Consider the following 23565-nt stretch of genomic DNA (forward strand, 5'->3'; position numbering starts at 1 on the left):
ATTTTTAGAAGGGATTCCCTGCCTTTTCTCTCTGTTTCCCCGAATTCCTTCCGAGGGAAAAAATCCTGTTTCGATGCGAAAATAACGAACCGACATATACTGTTTACCCCATTCCTGTTAAGTGGATACTTCTGGCGTCGAAATGGTATGAAATGGCTCTGTTAGAGAGAATCTTCCTACCTGTCTTTTTAGGCTTTTCCCTCTGCTTTCATCGAAAAGGCAAAGGCATGCATCTGCATGTAATCCGATACAGCCATTCGGGTAGCGTTTCCCTTTCTTCCATTTGTCGTTTTCTGATTTTTGAGGAGAAAATATGAGGTATCCTTTCCTTTTGCCGAAGAAATATGCAGCACCTCGATGCAACAACGCCACAAGGCTTGGCTTCACCTGTTCGCCTCTGTAACTTGGTTTCAGCATCCCATTTCGGGTGAAAGTTCAAAACCAAGCAAACAGAAGAAGTACGAACAATGAAAAAAGAAGAGAAGGAGAGCCCCTCCAAGAACGCCCAAATAGAAGAGTTCCTTTCGGCTCGCTACGAGTTTCGATACAACACCGTGTTGCACCGAGCGGAGTACCGTCCACGAGGAACGGACGACTACACAGCCATAGACCGCTACTGCATCAATACCCTCAAACGAGCCTTGGACAAGGAAGCCGATATACAGACCTCGCCCGAGAACCTGTACTGTATCATCGAAAGCGATTTCTCCCCACGCATCAATCCCGTGCAAGCCTATTTCCAAGCCTTACCGCAGACGAAAGGAAATACGGAAACTATCACCACCCTTGCCGACTGCGTGAGCGTAACCCATCCCGAGAAGTGGAGGGAATACCTCACCAAGTGGCTGGTGGCAGTAGTTGCCAATGCGATGGACGACAAGCAATGTCGTAACCATACCTGCCTTGTACTGACAGGCGATCAGGGAAAATTCAAAACCACGTTCCTTGATTTGCTCTGCCCTCCGTCTCTCTCCGATTACCGCTATACAGGGAAGATATACCCACAGGAGAAGGACGTGCTGAGTCTTATCGGGCAAAACCTCATCATCAACATTGACGACCAACTCAAAGCCCTTAACAAACGGGACGAGAATGAACTGAAGAACCTTATCACCTGTCCGCAGGTGAAGTACCGTATGCCTTATGAGAAACACATTGAGGAGCGACCCCACTTGGCAAGTTTCGTGGCTTCGGTCAATGGCAACGACTTCCTCACTGACCCGACAGGGAGCAGACGCTTCCTGCCCTTTGAAGTGCAGGCAATAGATATAGACCAAGCCAAGAGCATTCCGATGGATGCCGTTTACAGCGAAGCCAAGACACGATTGAATGAAGGGTTTCGCTATTGGTTCAATGATGAAGAGATTATTGAATTGCATAGAAACAGCGAAGCCTTCCAAGTCTATACGACAGAGATAGAACTGTTGCTCCGCTATTTCACCTTTCCCACGGAAGCGGAGACGGCAACGAAACGCTTCTATATGACCAATTCGGAGATAGTGGGCTATCTCTCCTGCTATACTCGACAACCGCTCTCCAGCAAACGGATGGGCGAAGCCTTGCGAAAGGCAGGCTATACGAGGGAGTGTCGCAGGATAAACGGCAATCCCGTGTATGTCTATGCCGTCCGTAAGGTTTACCCCGAGCAACCGCCATAGCACTCTGTTGTTGCAATCCCTTTGCAATACCCCTTTCTCTTTTATTTCCTATCCTCCTTACTACGTTACTACAACCAAGGATAATACGGTGAAAGAGAAAGGATTGCAGGAGGTGTCCATCTTGCGACACAGCTTACTACCATCTTTCTACGCTTCTACGGCAGAATGAAAGAGGATAGGTGTAGACAGGAGATGTAGAAGGATAAATCCGAATGAAGTGTTACACTTTTCTCTTTCACAGTCAAATACTTATCCGAGTGTCGAAGGGTAGTAAGATGAAAAGGGGAAAATTCCAAAAAGAGAAAACAGAGCGAACAATGAAATAACGAACAAATGAATATGAATAATCCAAATCCAACGATAACAGCAATGAACAACGAATATTACGACCTACAATACATCAAGGCGATACCGATAGCGGACTATCTGCACGCCTGCGGTATCGAGCCTGCCAAGCGTTACAATGGCTATGCCCTTTATCACGTACCCTACCGAGAAGACTCCAACGCCAGTTTGAAAGTGGACTTTCGGCAAAACCTGTGGCACGACTACGGCACAAGCCAAGGCGGAAGCATCATCGACCTTGTGATGCGGATGCGTGGATGCAGTGCCTACGAAGCAATGGCACATCTTGCTGAAGGGAAAGCGACAACCCTCGCCCCTTCTTCCTTTCATCGTGAAACAACCATTACTACGAGCAATTCCACAAGTACAAGGCACATTCTTTCCATCAGCGAAGAGTTACCCCTACATCTGCAAAGCTATCTCCGAGAGGTACGCAGGATAGACCTTGCCATGGCAAGCCCTTATCTCCGTCACGTTCGCTATGAGGTAGGAGGACGAGAGTATTCTGCCATCGGCTTTGTCAACCGTGCAGGAGGGTATGAGCTTCGGGACGACAAGACATTCAAAGGAACAATCGCACCAAAGGATATATCCGTAGTTGCGGGAGAAACGAACAACTCCCCTCTCTGCATCTTCGAGGGCTTTATGGACTTCCTTTCCTATCTCACAATGAAAGGGAAAGAAAGCATTTCGCCTTCCATAGTTCTGAACTCCGTCAGCAATCTACCACGAGCCATCGCCTATCTCTGCGAGAATGGCATTCTCTCCGTCCGTGCATTCTTCGACAACGATGAAGCAGGACGGCAAGCTCTTCAGGGTATCCAATCTTCAGGCATCAAGGTAGAGGATATGAGCCAATACTATGCCCGATACAAAGACCTCAATGAGTACCACGTTGCCCAAAGAACAGAACTAAAGCAGGTGATACCACCTCGCAAACGAGGACTTAGACGATAAGGCAAAAGAGAGCAAACAACATTATTCTATCATCAGGTATTCAAAGATGCAGAAAATAAAATGTATGCGAATAAACGGCTTTGTTTCGATAGCTACGGCAGTTCCTCAGAACAGCAAGTTTGCAGAGCAAAACTTAGAAACAAAGCGTGCAGGCATTCACAGGATGCAACGCAACAAGAAAGAAGCACGAGCAGGGCGGAGCGGACATTTCGAAAAATGCCATAGCTCATTAGGGTATTTTCTTTACGCTGCACTCCGTTATCGCTAAAAATACCCTCCTGAGCCAAGGGGCGGTGCCCCTTTGGATACCCCTAAATCAATCTTCAAGCAATGGGCTACGCCGTTTTACATATAGACAAGGCGAGAGGAAACGACTCGGCAATGACCGCACACATAGCGCGTACATTCATGCCGAGTAACGTCGATTCCTCCCGCACACACCTCAATCGAGAGCTGGTGCAATTCCCTGCAAATGTAACTAACCGTACCGAAGCGATAGAGCATCGCATCGCCACGGCAGGTATCTACCGAAAGGTGGCACAGAACCAAGTCAAAGCCTTACGCTTTATCCTGTCAAGTTCACCGGAGGATATGGCTCGCATAGAGCAAGAAGGACGCCTGTACGAATGGTGCAATGAAACGATGGATTGGCTTCGCACCACTTTCGGGGCGGACAATGTGGTCGCAGCCACACTGCACGCAGATGAGGACACACCTCATATTCACGCCACAGTTGTCCCGATTGTCACGGGTGAAAGACGGAAAGCCAAAGAGGAAGCCAAGAACGGCAAGCGGAAGTACAAGACAAAGAAGAATAAGGTACGACTTTGTGCAGATGATGTGCTCACGCCCAAAAAGTTGGAAGACTATCAGACGAGTTATGCCAAGCGAATGCAACGGTTCGGATTGGAACGGGGCGTACACGGTTCGGAAGCCAAGCACCGCACCACGATGGAGTATTACAAGGAAGTCCTAAAATCCACGAAAGAGAAAGAGGCGCAAGAAGCAGAACTCACTGCCAAGATAAAAGAGTTGGAGAAGCAGGCAGGCAAACTCCGAATGAAAGGTACGTTTTATTCTATATTTGGCAACTCTGAACTCGACAAGGCAGAAAAACGCATCGCAGACTTGGAACAGGAAGCCGAACGACAGCGGTATCTTTCGGAAAAGGAGAAGAATGAAATCCGAAAGGAGATTGTTCTCTTGCAGGACACGGTTAAGGGAAGAGACAGAGCCATTGCCGAACTGAAAGAGACCATGCAGGTTTACGAGGAAGAGCGGAATTGGATAAAACGCTTCTTCAATGGTTTCTACCAACTCTTAAATATCCGTCTGATGCTCCGAAAGATGAATTTCTCTGATGACAGAATTGCAGAAATGTATCGCACGGAAGCTCCCCAGCGAGGTACGGCTAAAGCCTATTCGGGACTATACAAGAGAGAGTTTACGGAAGAGGGTTGTGAAATCCGCATCGCTAAGGATGAGAAGAAGCGACCGCTACTGACTATCAACGGACTTCCCGTTACCGATTGGTGCGAACAGAAATGGAAACAGCTTATCAATCGTAATCGCTCGCAACGGCTATAAAACCGAAAGACCTCCTTCTCTTTCATCGTTGTATTTCAGTTGCGACAAAACTTTTTAAGAAGAAAATCACGTAAGAACGCTCACTTTCGCTCGCAAATCTGTACCTTTGCAAGTGATAATAGTGAGCGTTCTTTGGTTATTCAAAACAGTGTGCCTCAAAGCACTCCGCTCATTTCTAAATCGTTACCTATTCATCTATCTCTCAAAGGTAACACTCTATTACTCAATAAGATAGTTCGCAAGCGAAAAATCTTTATGGAAATGTGTCTGCTATGGCCATTGTTGACTTATCTCAAAGAACACCATTATTTGTTAGGTTGAGTATAACATATGAAGATATTAGTCAAGGTGAGAAATTGGCAACAGTCGTATATGCAGCTCAAATTTCTCCAATAGTTTTGCATCAACAGATGAATTTATACAAAGACGGCTCTTTAAGTTTGAATCAAGATTTATTTGTGTGTATTTTAGAAATAATGTTGGATAACTTATATATTGAGATTTTAGCTAAACATGCAAATTTCCCTTATACAAGGGAACTTCTATATGTGAATAATGTGAGAGAATTGTTGAATGACATGCAACTAATTTTCATGAAAGAAGGACAAATGTTTGGCAAAGTACAAGGTAGGAAGATTTGGCATACGGGGTATTAAGATGCTAAACATATCCAAATAACAAAAAACATTCGCTTATTACGCTTAAAATGAAATAAATTCACTACTTTTGCTATAAATAGATGCAATTATGGAAGATATAAACCGTATAAAAGTAGTTTTGGTCGAGAAAAAACGCACCAACAAATGGTTGGCCGAACAACTTGGAGTTAATCCATCAACCGTTTCAAAATGGTGTACCAACTCTTCTCAACCAGACCTTAATAGCCTGCTCAAAATTTCAGATTTACTTGGGGTTGATATAAAAGAGTTAATCGTTAGAGAGTATAAACAATATTTGATGTCACAAGACAAATAATAGCGTTTTAGGACTTATTTGTTTTAAGATTTTATAGATATGCGCACACGAGAAGAACAAATAGCATTGCTAGAACATCTCCTTGATATCGCTCGCAAACGTAAAGAAGCGGGTGAAACAGAATGGTTAGAGTTTAAGACAAATATTAGCGAGTCACATAGTAGCATCACTTACGAAGGTGTTGGTAAATACATATCAGGAATATCCAATGTCGCTTGTTTAAAAGATAAAGCGTATGGATATTTGGTATTGGGTGTTCAAGACGGCACTTGGGATGTTGTTGGTACAAACCTCCGTATGGCAGAAGCGAAGATTAGCAACCAGGATTATGAACTATGGTTGAGAAAGAATCTCTCTCCAATGATTTCTTTTGAAATAGAGGATTTTGATTATAATAATGGCAATCACATTGTAATGTTTATCATCCCTGCGACCAATTCTGAGCCTGTTAACTTTAAAGGCGAAGCCTTTCTTCGTATAGGAAGCAATTTAACTAAGCTAAAAGATTTTCCTGACTATATACGAAAAATATACCATTCTCAAAACGATTGGAGTGGTGAGATTATAGAAGAAGCTACTTTTGAAGACCTTGATCAAGAAGCGATAGCCAAAGCTCGTGAATGGTATGCAAACAAGCATGAGCATCTGCGTGAGGAAATGAAAACTTGGGACGATGTAACATTCTTGAATAAAGCAAGAATAACCAAAAAGGGGAAAATAACCAATACGGCCATTCTGTTGCTAGGAAAACCTGAAAGTGAACACTTAATATCACCAGCCATAGCTCGCATTCGTTGGATATTAAAGGATTCTAATGGAAACGAACGTGATTATAGTATTGAGACATGTCCTTTTGTACTGGCTGTAAGTCGTATCTTTTCCAAGATTCGCAATTTAAAATATAGATACATGAATCCCGCTTTATTGGAATTAGTGCCTGATGAACTTGAAACATACGATCCATTTACGATTCGTGAGGCATTAAATAATGCTATAGCGCATCAGGACTATTCATATCATGGGATGATTAATGTAATAGAACATGAGGACCGGTTAATATTTTCTAATGTAGGCGGCTTTATTCCAGACAACATACATAATGTATTGCAGAATGATGCTCCAGAAGAACGATATAGAAACCCATTCCTTGTAGGTGCAATGGTAGAACTGAAAATGGTTGATACAATTGGAAGTGGTATTCGCAGAATGTTTAACCTTCAGAGGCAGCGCTTTTTCCCAATGCCTGACTATGATTTCACTGATAATAAAGTTAAGTTGACGATTGTTAGTAAAGTACTTGATATGGATTATGCTGCACTGTTGGCAAAGGATCACTCACTAAACTTGATGGAAATGGAACTTTTGAGTCGAATTCAAATGCATCGAAACTTGACGGATTACGAAATAGCTTACCTCCGCAAAAGGAAATTAGTAGAAGGACGTAAAAATGCATTGTATGTTGCAAAAACGGTCGCTAGCAATATAGGGAAAAAAGCAGATTATACTAAAAACAAAGGATTGGATGATAAGTATTACAAAGATCTCCTATCTAAGTTTATTAAACAGCATAAGAAAATAAGTCGCAAAGATGTAGATGAATTATTGCTTACCAAACTTCCAGAGGCCTTAACCGAGAAACAAAAGATAACCAAAATCGGCCATCTCCTTTCTGCATTAAAGAAAGCTGGAGAAATCCACCTTGGAGAAAAGAAAATGTGGGAGTATATCGGTGGCGAATAGAGTTCTCGCACGAAGATTAAATTGCGAGAAAATTGCGAGAAGTTTGCGAGAAATCAGGATGTAAATGTCTTAATTTTAATCAAATACAGTTCTCGCACCTTCAAGTAATATATAATGAAGTGATTTAAACTAATTGATCAAATGATAAACAGCGTACTAATAGCTAAAATTGTTATATTATGGGTGAGCAAACTCATTCATAACAACATCCCCATGTACGCTTTGTTGGACAAAGATACAATAAAAAGTGAAATATTGCCTCATTTATGTGTGGGCAAACGTGGTTTCGTAACTCAAAGAAGTCTTGTTGAAATCGTAAATGCCATTCTTTATAAACTGAAAACAGGGTGTCAGTGGAAATATTTACCTGTAGATTCCCTGTTCAGTGACAAGGTTCTGACCTATGGTGCGGTATTCCATCATTATAACAAATGGAGTAAAAAAGGTGAATGGAAGTCTCTTTGGCTTCATCTTTTGAATAAGCACCGTACAAAGTTTGATATGTCAAGTGTAGACCTTGACGGAAGTCATACGGTAGCTATGCGTGGTGGAGAGGAGGTTGGTTATCAGGGTAGAAAAAAGCGCAAGACAACCAACGCTCTTTATATTACAGACCGGCAAGGCATACCGGTTATCATGTCTTCTCCTAAAAGCGGCGAACATCATGATACTCATGACATAAAAAACGTAATCCGCTCCATGATGCATGACCTTGGGATTGCAAAAGTCAGAACAGATGGTCTTTTCTTGAATGCGGATGCCGGATTTGACTGTAAAGCTCTTCGAAGTGTACTTGGCTGTCATGGAGTAGTCTCCAATATCTGCATCAATAAAAGAAACGGGACTCCCAATAATACCGTTGTGGACGAACTATTGTATGCTGAACGCTATGCCATTGAGAGGACCAATGCATGGATGGACAGTTACAGGACTATTTTAAATCGATTTGAAACAACGGTTAGGAATTGGGAATCATGGAACTATATTGCATTTATGGTAATTCTGCTAAGGAAATATTTGAGAAAAAGAAAAGTTTAAATCACTTCGTTGGCTCTGTTCCCGTCCTGAGCTGTTCTCTTTCAGTATCTTCTTCACAAATTCATATACCTCGTCATAGTGATTTTTCGCACGGATGAACAGGTATTCCATTACATGCTTCACACGTCGTTCCTTGCAGATTGTCTCCCATGGTATTTCTGGACGTTCCACCAAAAGAATGATGGTCTTGACGGCAGCCTCTACACTGGGGACTTGAATTTTATCATCTATTGTCCCATCATCTTTAAGCCTTGCTTCATAGAGGGATAGTATAAATGTGATGTTGTCTTGCAACTGAGTGTTACCGTATTGGGTGGCAATATCGGCATATATGTCATCAATGTTTTCTTTCATCGTATATAAAGTTATGTTGTTGCTTATTCTTCCTTGGCTCTGTCATGCTAATTCGGTGACATTGGCATGTTCCAAAAGAGAAGTAAGTTGTTCTACAGATAAGGATTCCAACTTCTTTATCAGCATTGCCTTGACTTCCGATTCCTTCTTGGCGTTGGCTACCTTTTTGGCGATATTGGTCGCAAGTTCAACACCACTTAGCTTGATATACTCATTGAATACGGATTCAGTCTTGTGTCCGCTGATTGACATCATTTCATGCGTGTCAAGTATTCTGCTGAGATACATAAGGGTTATTCCAGTTCGTCTTGCAGTATGCGATACTACAAGGTCATAACGAGGCATCACAACGTCACCATTAGCATTACGTTTGTACCTTTTGCGTCCATCTTCTTCCATGGCTCTCTGTTGCAGCGTCAGTTTAGTAACCATTTCTTTCCTTAGGCTTGGTACTGTTTCGGAAAGTCGCTTCATGATGACCTTGATGATCTCATTCAAAGTATTGTTCTCTACATCTGGAAGATTAAGGTCATACTTTCGAAGGATTGTCAGAAGGTTGTTGTTGATGATAGGAATGGAAACCTCAGTACCTGTTTTCTTTTGGGTAAGCGTAATGATGTTGATGCCATCATGGGTGCTGAAATTGGATTCGTTGATGCAGGAGTAGTCGGAAAAACGCTGGCTTGTGTAGCATCCTGCAAGAAAAACATCACGCACAATCTCTTCTTCTCCAGCAAGTTCCATTTCAAAAAGTGCTTGCAACTCGTCTTCTGTCAGATATATTTCCGTTGCCATATCCTCTTTCTTGACTTGCAATTTCGGGAATTGGTTAAGTACGGCAGACTTGAACTTGTAATCATCCTTGAAGGCATAATTGAGCATAGCACTGAAAACGGCCAGGTTCTTGTTGATGGTTTTCTTCATGTAACCATAGGTTTCCATATACAGAACGAACTCGTCTATCACACGTTCATCCAAATCCTGCCAAGAGAAAGGATGTTCTTTCATAAAAGATTCAAGCACTACGGCAAAACTCTTATAAGTATGGATTGTTTGTGTGGAATAATTATTGCCCTTACGCTTGATGGTTCCATCTATCATACCTTGAACACGTGTACGAACATAATTCAATATGTCTGGTCTGCGAGATTCCTGTATCTCCGCAACAAGACGGATGTTTGCTTCGGCTTGTTCTCGTTTCTTGGCTACAATGGTGGTCTTTGTTATCTCCGATGGGCTGAGTGTCTTGACAGTTTCATAAACTTCCATAATGTCCTGACGGTTTCTTGCCTCTTGTGGCAATGCCATGGCAATAGCATTGAGATGGGCAATGAAAGCTTCAAGATCTGCTTTTTTCTTGATAACACAGTCACGGTAGCTTGCATTAAGTTTGCTCCGTGATGGGATCTTAATCTGACCATCAACAAAATGTTCGGGCTTGATAGTGATAGGTGATTTGAATTGCGGACGATTGGTACGTGTGATGTCCAGGCGAACCTTGATGATGTGTTCGCCCTCATTATTTGCCTTTGCGGACAATGAAAGTGTTGCCTTTGCCATATATGAAGTGCTTTAATTTGTGATGCAAAGGTATTGAAACTATTTCATAATAATCCACAAATGTGACACGTTTTGTGACACATTTGTGGATTATTATGAAATAGAGACAAAACAACACAAAACGCTACTATGTTGGTCGTCAGTAACTTTTATTTTCATTTGTTTGACTTCTTTTCCGATAATTGCAGGAATTTGGGTATTAGGCTCCCCTAAAGCCTAAACATTGTACACTTGGCAAGCCAAGGATAAAAAGAGCCCCAACCGAAGTTGCCGATACAGCAAATGTACGATTGGGGCATTGGATTACTTTAGCACTCGATAGGAGCAATTGGTAAATGGGATTATCTCCATCATTTCTCTCATACGGTCTGCGATGCGTTCACCATATACTTGGCTGATTTGGGGTGGTATTAGATTGGTTGATATGATGGTGAAAAGCTGGTTCTCATAGCGTCTTGTGAGAACATCCACGGTTGGGTTGATGATATTGCCGTAGTCCATCACGTCACGCGGTTCTGTTCCTAAATCATCTATCGCCAGCAGATCTTGATACATAAGTCGCTTCCAATCCTCGTAATTAGACTTACAGATTGCAACCAATGACTTTGCATCGATGATTCTCATGGCATACTCTTTATCGGCATATGGGTTGGGAATGTGCAAAACATTTACAAGGCTCTGCAAGGCTTTTATAATCGTTGTTTTTCCGTTTCCGCATCCACCGGCAAGCAAGATGCCGAATTTGCTATTATCTTGTGTTAAAAAGGTCGATAATCGCCTTACTTGGGCATTCAGTTCTTCGGTTGCCACAAAATCCCTGTGGCGATATCCGACTTCAACCTTAATTGCGGACATTAGGCTGACAAAGGCATCCTCTTCACTGAGCGGAAGATTAAAACGGGGCATCGTACCCTTCTTGTGGTGTAGAGCCGACATCAATGCTTCTGCGTTGATTCTTGTCTTTTTGTTTATCAATTCCATAACCTCTATTTTTCTTTTGATGGGCAAATGAATAATTATATTTATCTCTGTCTATGTCTTTATCTATGGTCGCACCAGCGGTTGCATTATCAGTAGCATGAGCAGTTGCAGAAGCGGTTGCATTTCTGCAACTATGAATATCAAGCAATCGATATTTGGGCGAACAGGAGTTTTGAACACCTTCTGTGAAGTCAATCAGCCCTCGTTCGCGCAATTTTGCCCTGGCACGAATAATTGTACTTTTGTTCAGCCCAAGCTCGCTTTGCAGAGTTGCAGTCTTACAAGCGATGGGCATATTCCAATAGTTCTGATTGCAGATGTGTACTAGATAGAGGTATAGGATTATCTCGGACGATGAAAACCTGTCATAGGCATTCATCTTCCAAAATCCTTCTATGATATTGATGTAGTTCATATAATTTTACCTCTTCTAAATCTGTTGATGCTGCAAAATTATACAGTCACAGTTAGAAGAGGTAAAAATCCGATTGGTATGTATTGGCATGCCGTTAAATACCATTCTATGAAATAAAGAATCTACGAAAAGAGTTGTGGTAAACGCTTTTTGAACAGTTGCTTTATAGGTTCTTTCTCTGAGTCAAGGAAACCATCAGAGAGATATTTGTTATAATTGGAGCGTCCACCCACAAAAGGGAACTCCTTTTTAGCGGCAAGGTATGGCAAGCGGGTTATAATGCCAAGCTCCATAGCACAAACGATAACAAGGATAGCATCTCTGCCTCGTCTGTCTGCAATGGCGTCACGCATAACCATCGTTATTTCTTTAGTGCAAGATTGATCTATAATGTAGGTTGAGAACTCAGGTTCTGCTTTAGGCGTTTTGTTTTGGGGCTTACATAGTATGTCATCATCGAGTTCTGCAATCAATTCTTTTATCTCCGACACGAATTCAGATGACATATCCTCGACTTTTGTCTGCTCTTGCACTTTCTGAAACAACTGCACCCCTTGAATGATTAGGTTGTTCATTGTCTTCGCTGCTTTTGGGGACTTCGCCATATCAGCAAATGATTTCCGTGGATTACCGACCATTTTAGTAAAAAGGTCTGCAACTTCATTCGTAGAAGTAGACTCGGTTACTATCAGGTTGCCATCTTTATCAACATTATCGGCTATAACCGAAAGTGCATACTGAATGTTTTTGTTGATTGTCTTTTCGTCAATAATCATATTCTCCATATTAAAATTCCTCTGATTTTGGCATTGCTGCAACTCAAAGTTATAATGGATTTTACAAACAAATTCAAATTGACACAAATTAACGCCTAAAACCCATGAAAAATTAAAATTATTTTCAAAATCATACTTTAAAATCATACTATATTTTTGATTTTCACTGCATTTTATGGTAAATGTCGGTCAGCCGACACATGCCACTGCGTTTATTATGCAAAGGGTAAAATGCGATATAACTTTGCGGTGTGATTAAAAAGCAAAGTATAAATTTTACCCTCGATAATATGATAAAAGGATTGGAAACATTAGGCGATATTCAGGCTCCGTTGAATGTTATGCTGGAGAACTTGGCAGATACAATTGCCGACAAGGTAGTAGCGAGAATAAAGGAAGAGGATTCAAGCAAGCCGAAATATTATACACGCAAGGAGTTGTGTGAGATATTGCATGTGACGAATCCTACTGTGATAGAAATGGTGAAGCGTGGAGAAATCCGCGAAAAGAAAATCGGTGGCAGAATTCTCTATGATGCTGCCGAGATTGATGAGGCAGTGAAAGAGAAAACGATTTTCCGCTACAAGAGGAGAAAGAATGATATGTTCTAATGCTTGCTGTTTCAAATTGCATGAGTGCCTGTTTGCCGTTGGTGCGGTAGATGGGCATTTTTCTTTCCCTTATTTTGAAAATTGTGGTGACATTGTACCTTTATGTGTGGTGGCAAACATCTACAGACGTGGTGACATAAAATAAATGTGGTGACAATGTGGTGACATTTTGCGGAAATGAATAAAAAGAGAAATCGCTAACAGCTTGATTATTTAGCTATTAGCGATTTTCTTGGTGGTGCCACCAGGAATCGAACCGGGGACACAAGGATTTTCAGTCCTTTGCTCTACCAACTGAGCTATGGCACCATGTTTTCCTCTTTTGCGGTTGCAAAGGTAGTGAAACTTTTGAACTGTGCAAGGGGGTGGAAATAAAAAACACTGATATTTGAATATAGACTTAAATATCAGTGTTTATTGCATCATTAGTGTCCCGTTAAAATGGGACGAGTTAAACAATTAATCAAATAGCCCCGGAATCAGGGGTTCATTTAGATCTTTGACATCATTGAAATTAGTCTTGTGGAACAGGTCACGCAAGTGGGTTTTGTCAGTCAATGATATGCTGAGAATCTGCAAAACTTCATAGGTTGAGCGTTTCAACTTCATATCATGTTGGACAATAGCCACAAGACAGTATGTGATAATAGCCACACTGATTTGTATGCGAACAGGGTTCTCTGTTGTGCCCCAGAATTTCTTTATCTTGAGATGCTGCTTGAGCCATTTGAAGAACAGCTCGATCAACCATCTTTTCTTATAAAGATTGGCGACATCCAGTGCAGAAAGTTGTTTCGCATTCGTCAAAAAAGTGAACTCACGGTCATCTTCTTCATCGTGATATCGGACGAGTCTGAATGACTCAGGATATTTCTTCTCGGAGAGATATCCGGTCAGTTTCACTTCCGCATTTGTCATTATGTGCTTTGGTATTCTTCGCTTCCATTTGACTGTCTTATACTTTAAGTTCGTCTTGGCTCTGACAACAAAGAAAGAGTCTGTAAGATGTATCCTATAGAGTTCTTTAAAGGAGTCATAAGCCCTGTCGAATATATAATAAGCATTTGGCTCATAATGGATTGAAGACATTGCTGTAGAATCGTGCTTTGATGCAGTGGTTACAGTATAGAAGGCAGGAACTTGTGCTTCAATGTCGTATAAGACATGAGCTTTCACTCCTCCTTTCTTGCTTCGGAACTTTGCCCATGGGAATGTTGCAAGACATAACGGAATCGTTTTTGAATCAAACGCATATTTCTTTCCGGAAATGTCAAGGATGTTGGTCGTCCGCTTCTCGCAGGCTTCTTTCATCATATAGAATGCAAATTCTTCAAAAATTCTGTAATCACGGTTCTGGTTGGCTGTCGCAAGAGTTGTCTTGGCTATCGGTTCACGACCTAACCCAAGATGATATTGCTTGGCCCTATGCGCCTCGAAAGCAACGATTAAGTCTCGCAGGCTCTCACGGTTACTCAGTTGTCCAAACATCATCGCGAGCATCTGATTCCAGCAAGTGAAATGTTTCACATATCGGTTGCCATCATACTTGCGAACATAGTTGTTGAACTGAGTCCTGTTCAGAAAAGCGGTTAATTGAGAGAATACGTATTTGTCTTGGAACATAGCAGCCATTTGTATTAGACTGCAAAGTTGCAAAATCAAGTCCGTTTCATTTCAAAAAACGTGTAATTGACTATATTTCAATAATTTCAAAGAACTATTTATCCACTTTTACGGGACAGTAGTGTGATTGCATTAGAAAGTAAATAAAAAAGTTTTATTTTACTTTATTCTCGCTCTTACTCTGTTTTATCTGATTCTTCTGAAATAGTTGTTTCCCCTTTTAAGGGATTCCAACCTTGGGCTTTTAATTGAAACTCTTGGCCATCGCGGGTAATGAGAGCATTACCTAATTCTTGTTTAGTAATGTGCCCAATAAGTTTTACACCTTCTATCTCGGAAACTTTTTCGTGTTCGGCAATAGGGACAGTAAATAGTAATTCATAGTCTTCGCCACCGTTGAGGGCACAAGTGGTCAGGTTCATATTGAACTCCTCTGCCATGACAGCAGTCTGATAGTCAATAGGGATATGCTCTTCATAAATGCGACACCCGACTTTACTCTGAGTACAGATATGCAGCAATTCAGACGACAAACCATCAGAGATGTCCATCATTGCTGTGGGCTGTATCCCTTCTTCTGCCAGCTTTCGTATGATGTCGCAACGAGCTTCCGGTTTCAGTTGCCGTTGCAAAAGATATTCTTTACCGGAAAAGTCTGGTTGTAGGTCTTTGTCGGCTCCTTTAAGTACAGCTTTCTCGCGTTCGAGCAGTTGTAGTCCCATGTAGGCAGCTCCCAAGTCGCCGGTAACACAAATCAAGTCGGTTTCACGGGCTCCGTTGCGATAAACGACTTTGCCTTTTTCTCCTTCGCCGATGCAGGTGATGCTGATTGTCAATCCGGTGTAGGATGTAGAAGTGTCACCGCCGACAATATCCACATCGTATTCCTCGCAAGCCAAACGGATGCCTGCATAGAGCTCTTCCATATCTTCTATGCTGAACCGTTTGGAAATGCCCAGTGAAACGGTGATTTGCTTGGGGGTTCCGTTCATGGCATAGATATCGGAAAAGTTGACTACGGCCGACTTATAGCCTAAATGTTTGAGTGGAACGTAAATCAAATCGAAGTGTACGCCTTCCAATAGCAGGTCGGTAGTTACGAGTATTTCTTTCTCTGTCGGGTAGGAGAGGACGGCAGCATCATCACCGATGCCATACAAACTTGATTTGTTTTTTAATTCGATGCCTTCGGTGAGGTGGCGGATAAGGCCAAACTCACCGAGGGTAGCTATTTCTGTTCTCATTATTTTCAGGCTCTGTTAATAAGTTCTCGCATAATTTCTGTCATCCTGGGTTGTGCTTCATCAGCAGCTTTCTGCACTTCCTCATGGGAAACTTCTACAATCTTGCCTTCTACGCCAAGGTCGGTGATGACAGATACACCGAATACTTTGATGCCACAATGGTTTGCTACGATTACTTCCGGTACGGTAGACATACCGACTGCATCGGCACCCAGAATGTGGAACATCTTATATTCCGAGGGAGTTTCGAATGTAGGACCTTGGGTGCCAAGGTAAACGCCATGCTGAACTTTTATGCCCTTTTCGGCCGCAATGGCATCGGCTTTACGAATCAGTTCCTTGTTGTATGCTTCGCTCATGTCTGGGAATCGAGGACCATAGGGAATGTTCTTGCCGCGTAGCGGATGTTCGGGAAAATGGTTGATATGATCGGTGATGATCATCAGGTCGCCGATTTCAAAATCGGGATTTGTACCACCGCTGGCATTGGAGACGAACAAAGTCTTGATGCCCAATTCACGCATCACACGGATGGGGAATGTCACTTCTTTCATGGAGTAGCCTTCGTAGAAGTGAAAACGTCCTTGCATAGCCATGATATCCTTATTGCCCAGCTTGCCAAAGATTAGTTTCCCGCTGTGCCCTTCTACAGTGGAGATAGGGAAGTTAGGGATTTCTTCGTATTTTATTTCATACTTCTCGGTGATTTCGCCGGCGAGGCTGCCAAGTCCGGTGCCAAGGATGATTGCTGTCTCAGGATGAGTGTGCATCTTTCCTTTCAGAAAGTTTGCTGTTTCTTGAATACGTTCTAACATAGCTGATAACGTTTTGGTTAAATATATATTGTTGATTTTGTAAAAAAACGATTTCTATTGGCAGCACGTAGATGTATGGTTTCAGCGTTTCATCAAGTGCCGGATGAGATTTCAGCCTTGCGGCGTCTTTCTCGGTGGTGATGATCAGTCGTTTCCCTTCTTTCAGAGAGAGAAAGTTATTTTTTATCTGATGCAAGTCTTTATAGGTGAAGTTGTGATGATCGCCGAATGTCAGCAATTTGATGTGCGAGGTGTAGGTGCTCACTTCTTTTTGCAGAGAAGCCGGCGAGGCGATTCCTGTAACCAAAAGCACTTCTTCATTCTTCGTGAAGGAAGAAAAGTTTTGTTTTCCATTTGTTTTTTCCGGAAATAGGGGGGTCAACTCTCCATAGCGGAGTCTGGAAAAAAATAATTGTTGGTAGGGATATAGATGCAACCGTTTGGTAATGATATTAAAATCAATTGGCTTAAGGTCGTCCGGACATTTGGTGACCACGACGATTTGCGCTCTATTCTTGCTGCTTATAGGTTCGCGAAGCATTCCGGCAGGGAGCAGACGGTCATCGCACAGCAAGCGGTGGTAGTCTGTCAGCAGAATGTTCAGTCCGGCCTTTACATAACGATGTTGAAAGGCATCGTCTAATAGGATGCTTCCTACAGCAGGGTCTTTCAGCTTGAGAAGTTGCTCGATGCCGTGGCAGCGGTCTTCATCCACTGCTACCCTTATGCCGGGGAATTTATTTTTTATTTGATACGGTTCATCGCCTATCTGTTGCACACTGCTTTGTTCATCTGCCAGCTTGTAGCCACGAGTCTTACGCTTATAGCCACGACTCAGCATAGCAACATTGACACCTGCTTTTTGTAGTAACTTTATCAGATATTCCGTGTGGGGCGTTTTGCCTGTTCCTCCTACAGCGAGGTTGCCTATACATATCACGGGAACGTCAAAACTCTTCGACCGGAGCCATCCCCAGTCAAAGAGTTTGTTTCGCAAATATACCCCCATACCGTAGAGCCACGAGAGAGGATATAGCCAATGGCGTATCTTGATAAAGTTATCGGTCATTGAATATTCAGTTCAAAAGGGATGCGTGCTTGTATGCGGTCATATTTGTCAAAGTGCTCCAATACGTTGAATTGGTGATAGATATCTCCTACCGTTCCTTTCAGCATGCGGGCTTTGATGTAATTGCCGGGGTTTGTATTCATCAGCGTTTCAAGGAAGCTCTCTTTCTTTGGATAGCTTATCACGGTATAAGCTTCTACTTTGGCTTTGGCAATGGCTATTTCTAAGGCTTTGTCTAAACCGCCCAGTTCATCGACCAGTCCCAATTCTTTGGCTTTGCTGCCTGTCCAGACACGGCCTTGAGCTATTTTATCCAAATCTTCTTTGTTGATACCACGGCCATCGGCACAACGGGTTAGGAAGAGATCGTAGCCTTGGTTTACATGCATCTGCATCAGGCTCTTTTCGCCATCGTTCATCGGGCGGGTGAGTGTGCCGAAATCAGCATATTGATTGGTCTTTACTACATCAATGCTTACACCGATTTTATCAGCCAGTCCTTTGGTATTAGGGAACATCCCGAAGATACCGATGGAACCGGTTAGCGTCGTAGGCTCGGCAACAATTGTGTCTGCATTGCAGGAGATGTAATAACCTCCCGATGCGGCATATTCGCCCATGGAAACAATAACCGGCTTCTTTTTCTTCAATTCGCTTATCGCATACCATATCTGCTCCGAACCGAAAGCGCTTCCGCCGGGGGAGTTGACACGTAGCACAACTGCTTTCACATCTTCATCGTCTTTTAGCTTACGCAGGTCCTTTATAACCTTTTTAGAGTCGATTCCTTTGCCATCTGTGGCAGATGATGAGACACCGTCAATCTCTCCATATGCATAATATACGGCAATGACATTGCCACTTTTATCTTTGGGGACGTTTTTCTTTATGTTCACCATATCTTCTAATCCCAACACGGGCATACTGTCATCTTTGTCAATGCCAGCCAGTGTTTTCAGATAATCGCGCACATCATTCTTGTATATCAGTGTATCCACCAATCCGCATTTCACACTTTCTTCCGCAGGGTAAAACATAAGCATACGATTGGCAATGGCATTTAGAGAATCTACTGATATTTTACGAGACTCGGCAACATCACTTGTCACCTTTCCCCAGATAGAAGCCAGATAGGCCTCAATCTGTTCGCGGTTAGCAGGACTCATTTCTGTGGAGACGAAAGGTTCCACAGCCGATTTATAAGTGCCGACTTTGAAGATCTGCATTTCCACTCCGATTTTGGCTAACAAGTCCTTGAAGAACATCGGTGTAGAAGCTAAACCTTTCCATTCAATCATGCCTTGAGGGTTCATAAGAACTTTGTCTGCCACGCTTGCCAAGTAATACAGGCCTTGTGAGTAGTTGTCGCTATATGCTACGATGAATTTCCCCGATTCTTTGAAATCTTTCAGCGCATTGCGTATTTCTTCGCGTGAGGCAAATCCGGCATTTAGTGAAGTGGCTTCGATGTATATCCCTTTAATATCATCGTTCTCTTTTGCTTTTTTGATAGAAGCAAGGATGTCGTCCAATCCGTAAGTCTTGTAATCATCTTGCATAAGAAAGTCAAACGGGTTTTCTTGGCTACGTTCGGATAGCGTACCGTTCAGATCTAACATCATGACGGAATTTTTGCGCACTTGTGTTTCTGACTCCGAAGATGATACTATACTGAAAAACACCAGAATGCTGATGAAGAACAATACAACACTTGATAAAATGATACCGGTAATGGTGGCAAGTGTGAATTTTAGAAAATCTTTCATTGTACTTAATCGTTTTAGTATGCTAACTTTTAAAAGCTAACAAAGATAAATAATAAGGTTGATATTTACCCTATCTGTCGCAATGTTTTTGGTTTTATCACAATAAAACTGCTTTTTTGGAATAAAATTACCTGAATTCGGGATAAGCAGCAGGTTAATCGCCTCACCCGTCTGCCTGTATTTTAAGGTGGATATTCATTGGTTATCAGTCGTTTATCCCTGGTCTGTTAGAGGCTTGCCTCTGACGGCTCAAATACTTGTGTCTGTCACGTTGGGCACAAGTGTCTGTCGGCTTGGACACTTGCCCCTGTCACGAGAAAGGCTTGCTTCTGTCAGGCAGGGGGAGGGCGGCCGGCGTAAAAGTCTCCCTTCCGCCTAACCGCCGTAAACCGGCATGTCCGGGGAAATATCCGCCCTCCTTCCTTCGCTCTTGTTTCTATTGGTGATTTTTTTTACCTTCTGTATTTCTTTTCCTTTCTCTTTTTGATCCCCTCTTTTACCCCTGTCAGAAGTACTTCCGGCGGGGGTACAATCAGTCGGCGACTGAAACCGTTTCAGTCCCTGAGTGAAACCGTTTCAGTCTCCGACTGATTCCCTTTCGTTCAAGGAGTGAGTCCGCCTCAGTCGTCAGCCGGTCTTTCTTCCTCCGTTTTTTGTAAAATAAAATGGGCGCATGTTGTGCATGTGTCCTTTTCCCCTCCGCACCTTCCCTTTTTTTTCTCCGTGCTTTCCCCCGTATCTTCTCCGTATCCCGTCGCCTCTCCGTGTTCCTTCCTTCTCCTGCATGGGGAGCGTCCTTAAGCCGTCCCTTCCCCCCTTTCCTTCTCGCGCACGTATATATTATAATGTGTCCCTTCCCCTTCCTTCCTTTGCTCCCCTTTCTTTTTCTTCTCTTGGATTCCTTTGTCATTCAGCCTTTTAAGCCGTTCCCCGTATTTTCTTTTAAAAAAAGTTCCTTGTATATTTTGCGATGTTTCCCTTAAGTTCTACTTTTGCATCCGCTTTCGGCAACGGGGGCACGGGTGCTTTGACATGATGGTTTGCAGGATGCCGCAAGCGGCTTTCGTTTCCCTTTATTTTCCTCCCCTTTCGCACAGAGAGCGTCGGCGGGAAATAAAAAAGAAAAAAACTTCCGCAATAATTTGGAAGATATCGATAAAAGTCCTTACCTTTGCATCCGCTTTCCCGTTAGGGTCGGCACCATCGATCTTTGAATAGATTTACATAAACAATACAAGTAGTACAAGAGCAAGGCTTGTTTCCCGTAAAATGCGGGGATCGGTCTTGGGTAAAACAGAAGAACCGTCAATGTCCCTTATGTATTTTATACGTATGGGGTCCGCATTGGTAACTTCTTTAAATTTTCGGATGTCCTGAACAGAGCAAACGGGATTCCTTCCTTCCCCTGACCAAGGGGTCGGGTCATGTGAATCCCAATCGATACTTTTACAATGAAGAGTTTGATCCTGGCTCAGGATGAACGCTAGCTACAGGCTTAACACATGCAAGTCGAGGGGCAGCATGGGCTTAGCTTGCTAAGCCCGATGGCGACCGGCGCACGGGTGAGTAACACGTATCCAACCTTCCGGTAACTCCGGTATAGCCTTTCGAAAGAAAGATTAATCCCGGATAGTATGGTGATTCCGCATGGTTTCTCCATTAAAGGATTCCGGTTACCGATGGGGATGCGTTCCATTAGGCAGTTGGCGGGGTAACGGCCCACCAAACCTACGATGGATAGGGGTTCTGAGAGGAAGGTCCCCCACATTGGAACTGAGACACGGTCCAAACTCCTACGGGAGGCAGCAGTGAGGAATATTGGTCAATGGGCGGAAGCCTGAACCAGCCAAGTAGCGTGAAGGATGACTGCCCTATGGGTTGTAAACTTCTTTTATAAGGGAATAATTGTGGGTACGCGTACCCATTTGCATGTACCTTATGAATAAGGATCGGCTAACTCCGTGCCAGCAGCCGCGGTAATACGGAGGATCCGAGCGTTATCCGGATTTATTGGGTTTAAAGGGAGCGTAGGCGGGCGCTTAAGTCAGCTGTGAAAGTTTGGGGCTCAACCTTAAAATTGCAGTTGATACTGGGTGCCTTGAGTGCAGTATAGGCAGGCGGAATTCGTGGTGTAGCGGTGAAATGCTTAGATATCACGAAGAACTCCTATTGCGAAGGCAGCTTGCTGGAGTGTAACTGACGCTGATGCTCGAAAGTGTGGGTATCAAACAGGATTAGATACCCTGGTAGTCCACACAGTAAACGATGAATACTCGCTGTTTGCGATATAGGGCAAGCGGCCAAGCGAAAGCGTTAAGTATTCCACCTGGGGAGTACGCCGGCAACGGTGAAACTCAAAGGAATTGACGGGGGCCCGCACAAGCGGAGGAACATGTGGTTTAATTCGATGATACGCGAGGAACCTTACCCGGGCTTGAATTGCAACCGAATTATCCGGAAACGGGTAAGCCGCAAGGCGGTTGTGAAGGTGCTGCATGGTTGTCGTCAGCTCGTGCCGTGAGGTGTCGGCTTAAGTGCCATAACGAGCGCAACCCTTATCCACAGTTACCATCAGGTGATGCTGGGGACTCTGTGGAGACTGCCGTCGTAAGATGCGAGGAAGGGGGGGATGACGTCAAATCAGCACGGCCCTTACGTCCGGGGCTACACACGTGTTACAATGGGGGGTACAGCAGGCAGCTCGGCGGCGACGCCCGGCCAATCCCTAAATCCCCTCTCAGTTCGGACTGGAGTCTGCAACCCGACTCCACGAAGCTGGATTCGCTAGTAATCGCGCATCAGCCACGGCGCGGTGAATACGTTCCCGGGCCTTGTACACACCGCCCGTCAAGCCATGAAAGCCGGGGGTACCTGAAGTGCGTAACCGTCCAGGAGCGCCCTAGGGTAAAACCGGTGATTGGGGCTAAGTCGTAACAAGGTAGCCGTACCGGAAGGTGCGGCTGGAACACCTCCTTTCTGGAGTGATGTCCTTAATTTATTTATAGGAGTCCGGTTCTTTTGTTTTGTGCTGCTTGTTTTGTTTATCCTAATAAAGAGAAAGTAGAAGCCGGGCCTTTTTCCATGGCCGGGGTTTGACTGACAGTCCTATAGCTCAGTTGGTTAGAGCGCTACACTGATAATGTAGAGGTCGGCAGTTCAACTCTGCCTGGGACTACCCTTTTTTTGGGGGGGATTAGCTCAGCTGGCTAGAGCACCTGCTTTGCAAGCAGGGGGTCAACGGTTCGAATCCGTTATTCTCCACATATTCCCGTGTTTTCGGGTATTACGATCTTTGACATGATGCGAACAAGAAAAAAGTAAAGTTAAAGCTGAAAGTATATATCGACCTTTCAAATGTGTCGGTAAGATAAAAAAGCAATTAAGGGCACATGGCGGATGCCTTGGCTCTCGGAGGCGATGAAGGACGTGATAAGCTGCGATAAGCCGCGGGTAGGTGCAAATGACCTTTGATCCGCGGATTTCCGAATGGGACAACCCGCCACCTTGAAGGGGTGGCATCTGCCTATGGCAGAGGCTAACGCAGGGAACTGAAACATCTTAGTACCTGCAGGAAAAGAAAATAAACAATGATTCCCCCAGTAGTGGCGAGCGACCGGGGAATAGCCCAAACCATGGGTGTTACGGCATCCATGGGGTTGTAGGACCACGTCGTGGCACGCGTGACGGTGAGTGGAACTGCCTGGAAAGGCAGGTCATAGAGGGTGATAACCCCGTACACGAAGCCGTTTCCAGCCTAGTGGTATCCTGAGTAGCGCGGGGCACGAGGAATCCTGCGTGAATCTGCCGGGACCATCCGGTAAGGCTAAATACTCCCGAGAGACCGATAGTGGACCAGTACCGTGAGGGAAAGGTGAAAAGCACTTCGAACAGAAGAGTGAAATAGTTCCTGAAACCATGTGCCTACAAGCGGTCGGAGCCGTGTTTCCACGGTGACGGCGTGCCTTTTGCATAATGAACCTACGAGTTACTTTTTCCGGCGAGGTTAAGGGTCTTTAGCCCCGGAGCCGAAGCGAAAGCGAGTCTTAATAGG

At 43.7% G+C, this 23565-nt stretch carries 18 protein-coding genes, 3 tRNA genes and 2 rRNA genes (1 of these 23 cut by a window edge); 12 read left to right on the plus strand and 11 right to left on the minus strand.

Features of this window, described 5'->3' with window-relative positions:
- Positions 1–467 precede the first annotated feature (467 nt).
- From C3V43_RS14090 to C3V43_RS14130, 7 genes are all read left to right on the plus strand, one after another.
- Positions 468–1658, plus strand: a complete 1191-nt coding sequence (locus tag C3V43_RS14090) for a VapE domain-containing protein (protein WP_004585033.1) — start codon at positions 468–470, stop codon at positions 1656–1658.
- Between the two features lie 369 nt (positions 1659–2027).
- Positions 2028–2960, plus strand: a complete 933-nt coding sequence (locus tag C3V43_RS14095) for a DUF8464 domain-containing protein (protein ID WP_005844603.1) — start codon at positions 2028–2030, stop codon at positions 2958–2960.
- Positions 2961–3290: 330 nt separating this feature from the next.
- Positions 3291–4547 (plus strand): MobV family relaxase, encoded by a 1257-nt coding sequence (mobV, locus tag C3V43_RS14105; protein WP_004585038.1) that lies wholly within the window; start codon positions 3291–3293, stop codon positions 4545–4547.
- A 272-nt stretch (positions 4548–4819) separates the two neighbouring features.
- The gene (locus C3V43_RS14115; protein ID WP_129588771.1) at positions 4820–5203 is read left to right on the plus strand and encodes a hypothetical protein; all 384 of its coding nucleotides are present in this window, start codon (positions 4820–4822) and stop codon (positions 5201–5203) included.
- A gap of 91 nt (positions 5204–5294) precedes the next feature.
- The gene (locus C3V43_RS14120; protein WP_106070289.1) at positions 5295–5522 is read left to right on the plus strand and encodes a helix-turn-helix transcriptional regulator; all 228 of its coding nucleotides are present in this window, start codon (positions 5295–5297) and stop codon (positions 5520–5522) included.
- Between the two features lie 39 nt (positions 5523–5561).
- Positions 5562–7262 carry an RNA/DNA-binding domain-containing protein gene (locus C3V43_RS14125; RefSeq protein ID WP_106070290.1) on the plus strand — a complete coding sequence of 567 codons (1701 nt, stop codon included), beginning with the start codon at positions 5562–5564 and terminating at the stop codon, positions 7260–7262.
- A 141-nt stretch (positions 7263–7403) separates the two neighbouring features.
- Positions 7404–8300, plus strand: a complete 897-nt coding sequence (locus tag C3V43_RS14130; protein ID WP_106070291.1) for an IS5 family transposase — start codon at positions 7404–7406, stop codon at positions 8298–8300.
- Here C3V43_RS14130 and C3V43_RS14135 read toward each other — a convergent pair.
- The 5 genes from C3V43_RS14135 to C3V43_RS14155 form a co-directional block, all read right to left on the minus strand.
- Positions 8268–8654, minus strand: coding sequence for a hypothetical protein (locus tag C3V43_RS14135; RefSeq protein WP_106070292.1), 387 nt, complete (start codon positions 8652–8654; stop codon positions 8268–8270). The genes C3V43_RS14130 and C3V43_RS14135 overlap by 33 nt on opposite strands.
- A 42-nt stretch (positions 8655–8696) precedes the next feature.
- Positions 8697–10214 (minus strand): tyrosine-type recombinase/integrase, encoded by a 1518-nt coding sequence (locus C3V43_RS14140; protein ID WP_106070293.1) that lies wholly within the window; start codon positions 10212–10214, stop codon positions 8697–8699.
- A gap of 303 nt (positions 10215–10517) precedes the next feature.
- The gene (locus C3V43_RS14145) at positions 10518–11195 is read right to left on the minus strand and encodes a P-loop NTPase family protein (protein ID WP_164996259.1); all 678 of its coding nucleotides are present in this window, start codon (positions 11193–11195) and stop codon (positions 10518–10520) included.
- Positions 11107–11610 carry a helix-turn-helix domain-containing protein gene (locus C3V43_RS14150; protein WP_106070295.1) on the minus strand — a complete coding sequence of 168 codons (504 nt, stop codon included), beginning with the start codon at positions 11608–11610 and terminating at the stop codon, positions 11107–11109. The genes C3V43_RS14145 and C3V43_RS14150 overlap by 89 nt, the downstream gene beginning before the upstream one ends.
- A 122-nt stretch (positions 11611–11732) precedes the next feature.
- The gene (locus C3V43_RS14155) at positions 11733–12533 is read right to left on the minus strand and encodes a hypothetical protein (RefSeq protein WP_106070296.1); all 801 of its coding nucleotides are present in this window, start codon (positions 12531–12533) and stop codon (positions 11733–11735) included.
- A gap of 143 nt (positions 12534–12676) precedes the next feature.
- Here C3V43_RS14155 and C3V43_RS14160 point away from each other — a divergent pair, with 143 nt between their 5' ends.
- Positions 12677–12997: a helix-turn-helix domain-containing protein gene (locus C3V43_RS14160; RefSeq protein ID WP_129588772.1), complete on the plus strand. Its 321-nt coding sequence runs from the start codon at positions 12677–12679 to the stop codon at positions 12995–12997.
- Between the two features lie 233 nt (positions 12998–13230).
- Here C3V43_RS14160 and C3V43_RS14165 read toward each other — a convergent pair.
- From C3V43_RS14165 to sppA, 6 genes are all read right to left on the minus strand, one after another.
- A tRNA-Phe gene (locus C3V43_RS14165) sits at positions 13231–13306 on the minus strand.
- Between the two features lie 150 nt (positions 13307–13456).
- Positions 13457–14620, minus strand: coding sequence for an IS4 family transposase (locus C3V43_RS14170; RefSeq protein ID WP_106070623.1), 1164 nt, complete (start codon positions 14618–14620; stop codon positions 13457–13459).
- A 176-nt stretch (positions 14621–14796) separates the two neighbouring features.
- Positions 14797–15864 (minus strand): thiamine-phosphate kinase, encoded by a 1068-nt coding sequence (gene thiL / locus C3V43_RS14175; protein WP_106070298.1) that lies wholly within the window; start codon positions 15862–15864, stop codon positions 14797–14799.
- 5 nt (positions 15865–15869) lie between these two features.
- The gene (locus C3V43_RS14180) at positions 15870–16679 is read right to left on the minus strand and encodes a purine-nucleoside phosphorylase (protein ID WP_106070299.1); all 810 of its coding nucleotides are present in this window, start codon (positions 16677–16679) and stop codon (positions 15870–15872) included.
- On the minus strand, positions 16618–17748 hold the full coding sequence (gene lpxK, locus C3V43_RS14185) for a tetraacyldisaccharide 4'-kinase (protein WP_106070300.1): 1131 nt from the start codon (positions 17746–17748) through the stop codon (positions 16618–16620). Before lpxK ends, C3V43_RS14180 begins: the two co-directional genes overlap by 62 nt.
- Positions 17745–19514 (minus strand): signal peptide peptidase SppA, encoded by a 1770-nt coding sequence (sppA, locus tag C3V43_RS14190; RefSeq protein WP_106070301.1) that lies wholly within the window; start codon positions 19512–19514, stop codon positions 17745–17747. Before sppA ends, lpxK begins: the two co-directional genes overlap by 4 nt.
- A 1448-nt stretch (positions 19515–20962) precedes the next feature.
- Here sppA and C3V43_RS14200 point away from each other — a divergent pair.
- The 4 genes from C3V43_RS14200 to C3V43_RS14215 all read left to right on the plus strand — a co-directional run.
- Positions 20963–22490, plus strand: a 16S ribosomal RNA gene (locus C3V43_RS14200).
- A 125-nt stretch (positions 22491–22615) separates the two neighbouring features.
- Positions 22616–22689: transfer RNA gene (locus tag C3V43_RS14205), tRNA-Ile, on the plus strand.
- A 12-nt stretch (positions 22690–22701) separates the two neighbouring features.
- Positions 22702–22775 (plus strand) — tRNA-Ala (locus C3V43_RS14210).
- Positions 22776–22883: 108 nt separating this feature from the next.
- Positions 22884–23565 (plus strand): 23S ribosomal RNA (locus C3V43_RS14215) (it continues 2208 nt past the right edge of the window).
- Together the 16S and 23S rRNA genes with 2 tRNA genes alongside form the textbook arrangement of a ribosomal RNA operon.

Source organism: Prevotella heparinolytica, assembly GCF_002998535.1.
Taxonomy (GTDB): domain Bacteria; phylum Bacteroidota; class Bacteroidia; order Bacteroidales; family Bacteroidaceae; genus Bacteroides; species Bacteroides heparinolyticus.

Bases quoted from the DNA above. Each gene is read 5' to 3' on its own strand.
- C3V43_RS14090 (WP_004585033.1), top strand. From the start codon at position 468: ATGAAAAAAGAAGAGAAGGAGAGCCCCTCCAAGAACGCCCAAATAGAA.
- C3V43_RS14095 (WP_005844603.1), top strand. From the start codon at position 2,028: ATGAACAACGAATATTACGACCTACAATACATCAAGGCGATACCGATA.
- mobV (WP_004585038.1), top strand. From the start codon at position 3,291: ATGGGCTACGCCGTTTTACATATAGACAAGGCGAGAGGAAACGACTCG.
- C3V43_RS14115 (WP_129588771.1), top strand. From the start codon at position 4,820: ATGGCCATTGTTGACTTATCTCAAAGAACACCATTATTTGTTAGGTTG.
- C3V43_RS14120 (WP_106070289.1), top strand. From the start codon at position 5,295: ATGGAAGATATAAACCGTATAAAAGTAGTTTTGGTCGAGAAAAAACGC.
- C3V43_RS14125 (WP_106070290.1), top strand. From the start codon at position 5,562: ATGCGCACACGAGAAGAACAAATAGCATTGCTAGAACATCTCCTTGAT.
- C3V43_RS14130 (WP_106070291.1), top strand. From the start codon at position 7,404: ATGATAAACAGCGTACTAATAGCTAAAATTGTTATATTATGGGTGAGC.
- C3V43_RS14135 (WP_106070292.1), bottom strand. From the start codon at position 8,654: ATGAAAGAAAACATTGATGACATATATGCCGATATTGCCACCCAATAC.
- C3V43_RS14140 (WP_106070293.1), bottom strand. From the start codon at position 10,214: ATGGCAAAGGCAACACTTTCATTGTCCGCAAAGGCAAATAATGAGGGC.
- C3V43_RS14145 (WP_164996259.1), bottom strand. From the start codon at position 11,195: ATGGAATTGATAAACAAAAAGACAAGAATCAACGCAGAAGCATTGATG.
- C3V43_RS14150 (WP_106070295.1), bottom strand. From the start codon at position 11,610: ATGAACTACATCAATATCATAGAAGGATTTTGGAAGATGAATGCCTAT.
- C3V43_RS14155 (WP_106070296.1), bottom strand. From the start codon at position 12,533: ATGATTTTAAAGTATGATTTTGAAAATAATTTTAATTTTTCATGGGTT.
- C3V43_RS14160 (WP_129588772.1), top strand. From the start codon at position 12,677: ATGATAAAAGGATTGGAAACATTAGGCGATATTCAGGCTCCGTTGAAT.
- C3V43_RS14170 (WP_106070623.1), bottom strand. From the start codon at position 14,620: ATGTTCCAAGACAAATACGTATTCTCTCAATTAACCGCTTTTCTGAAC.
- thiL (WP_106070298.1), bottom strand. From the start codon at position 15,864: ATGAGAACAGAAATAGCTACCCTCGGTGAGTTTGGCCTTATCCGCCAC.
- C3V43_RS14180 (WP_106070299.1), bottom strand. From the start codon at position 16,679: ATGTTAGAACGTATTCAAGAAACAGCAAACTTTCTGAAAGGAAAGATG.
- lpxK (WP_106070300.1), bottom strand. From the start codon at position 17,748: ATGACCGATAACTTTATCAAGATACGCCATTGGCTATATCCTCTCTCG.
- sppA (WP_106070301.1), bottom strand. From the start codon at position 19,514: ATGAAAGATTTTCTAAAATTCACACTTGCCACCATTACCGGTATCATT.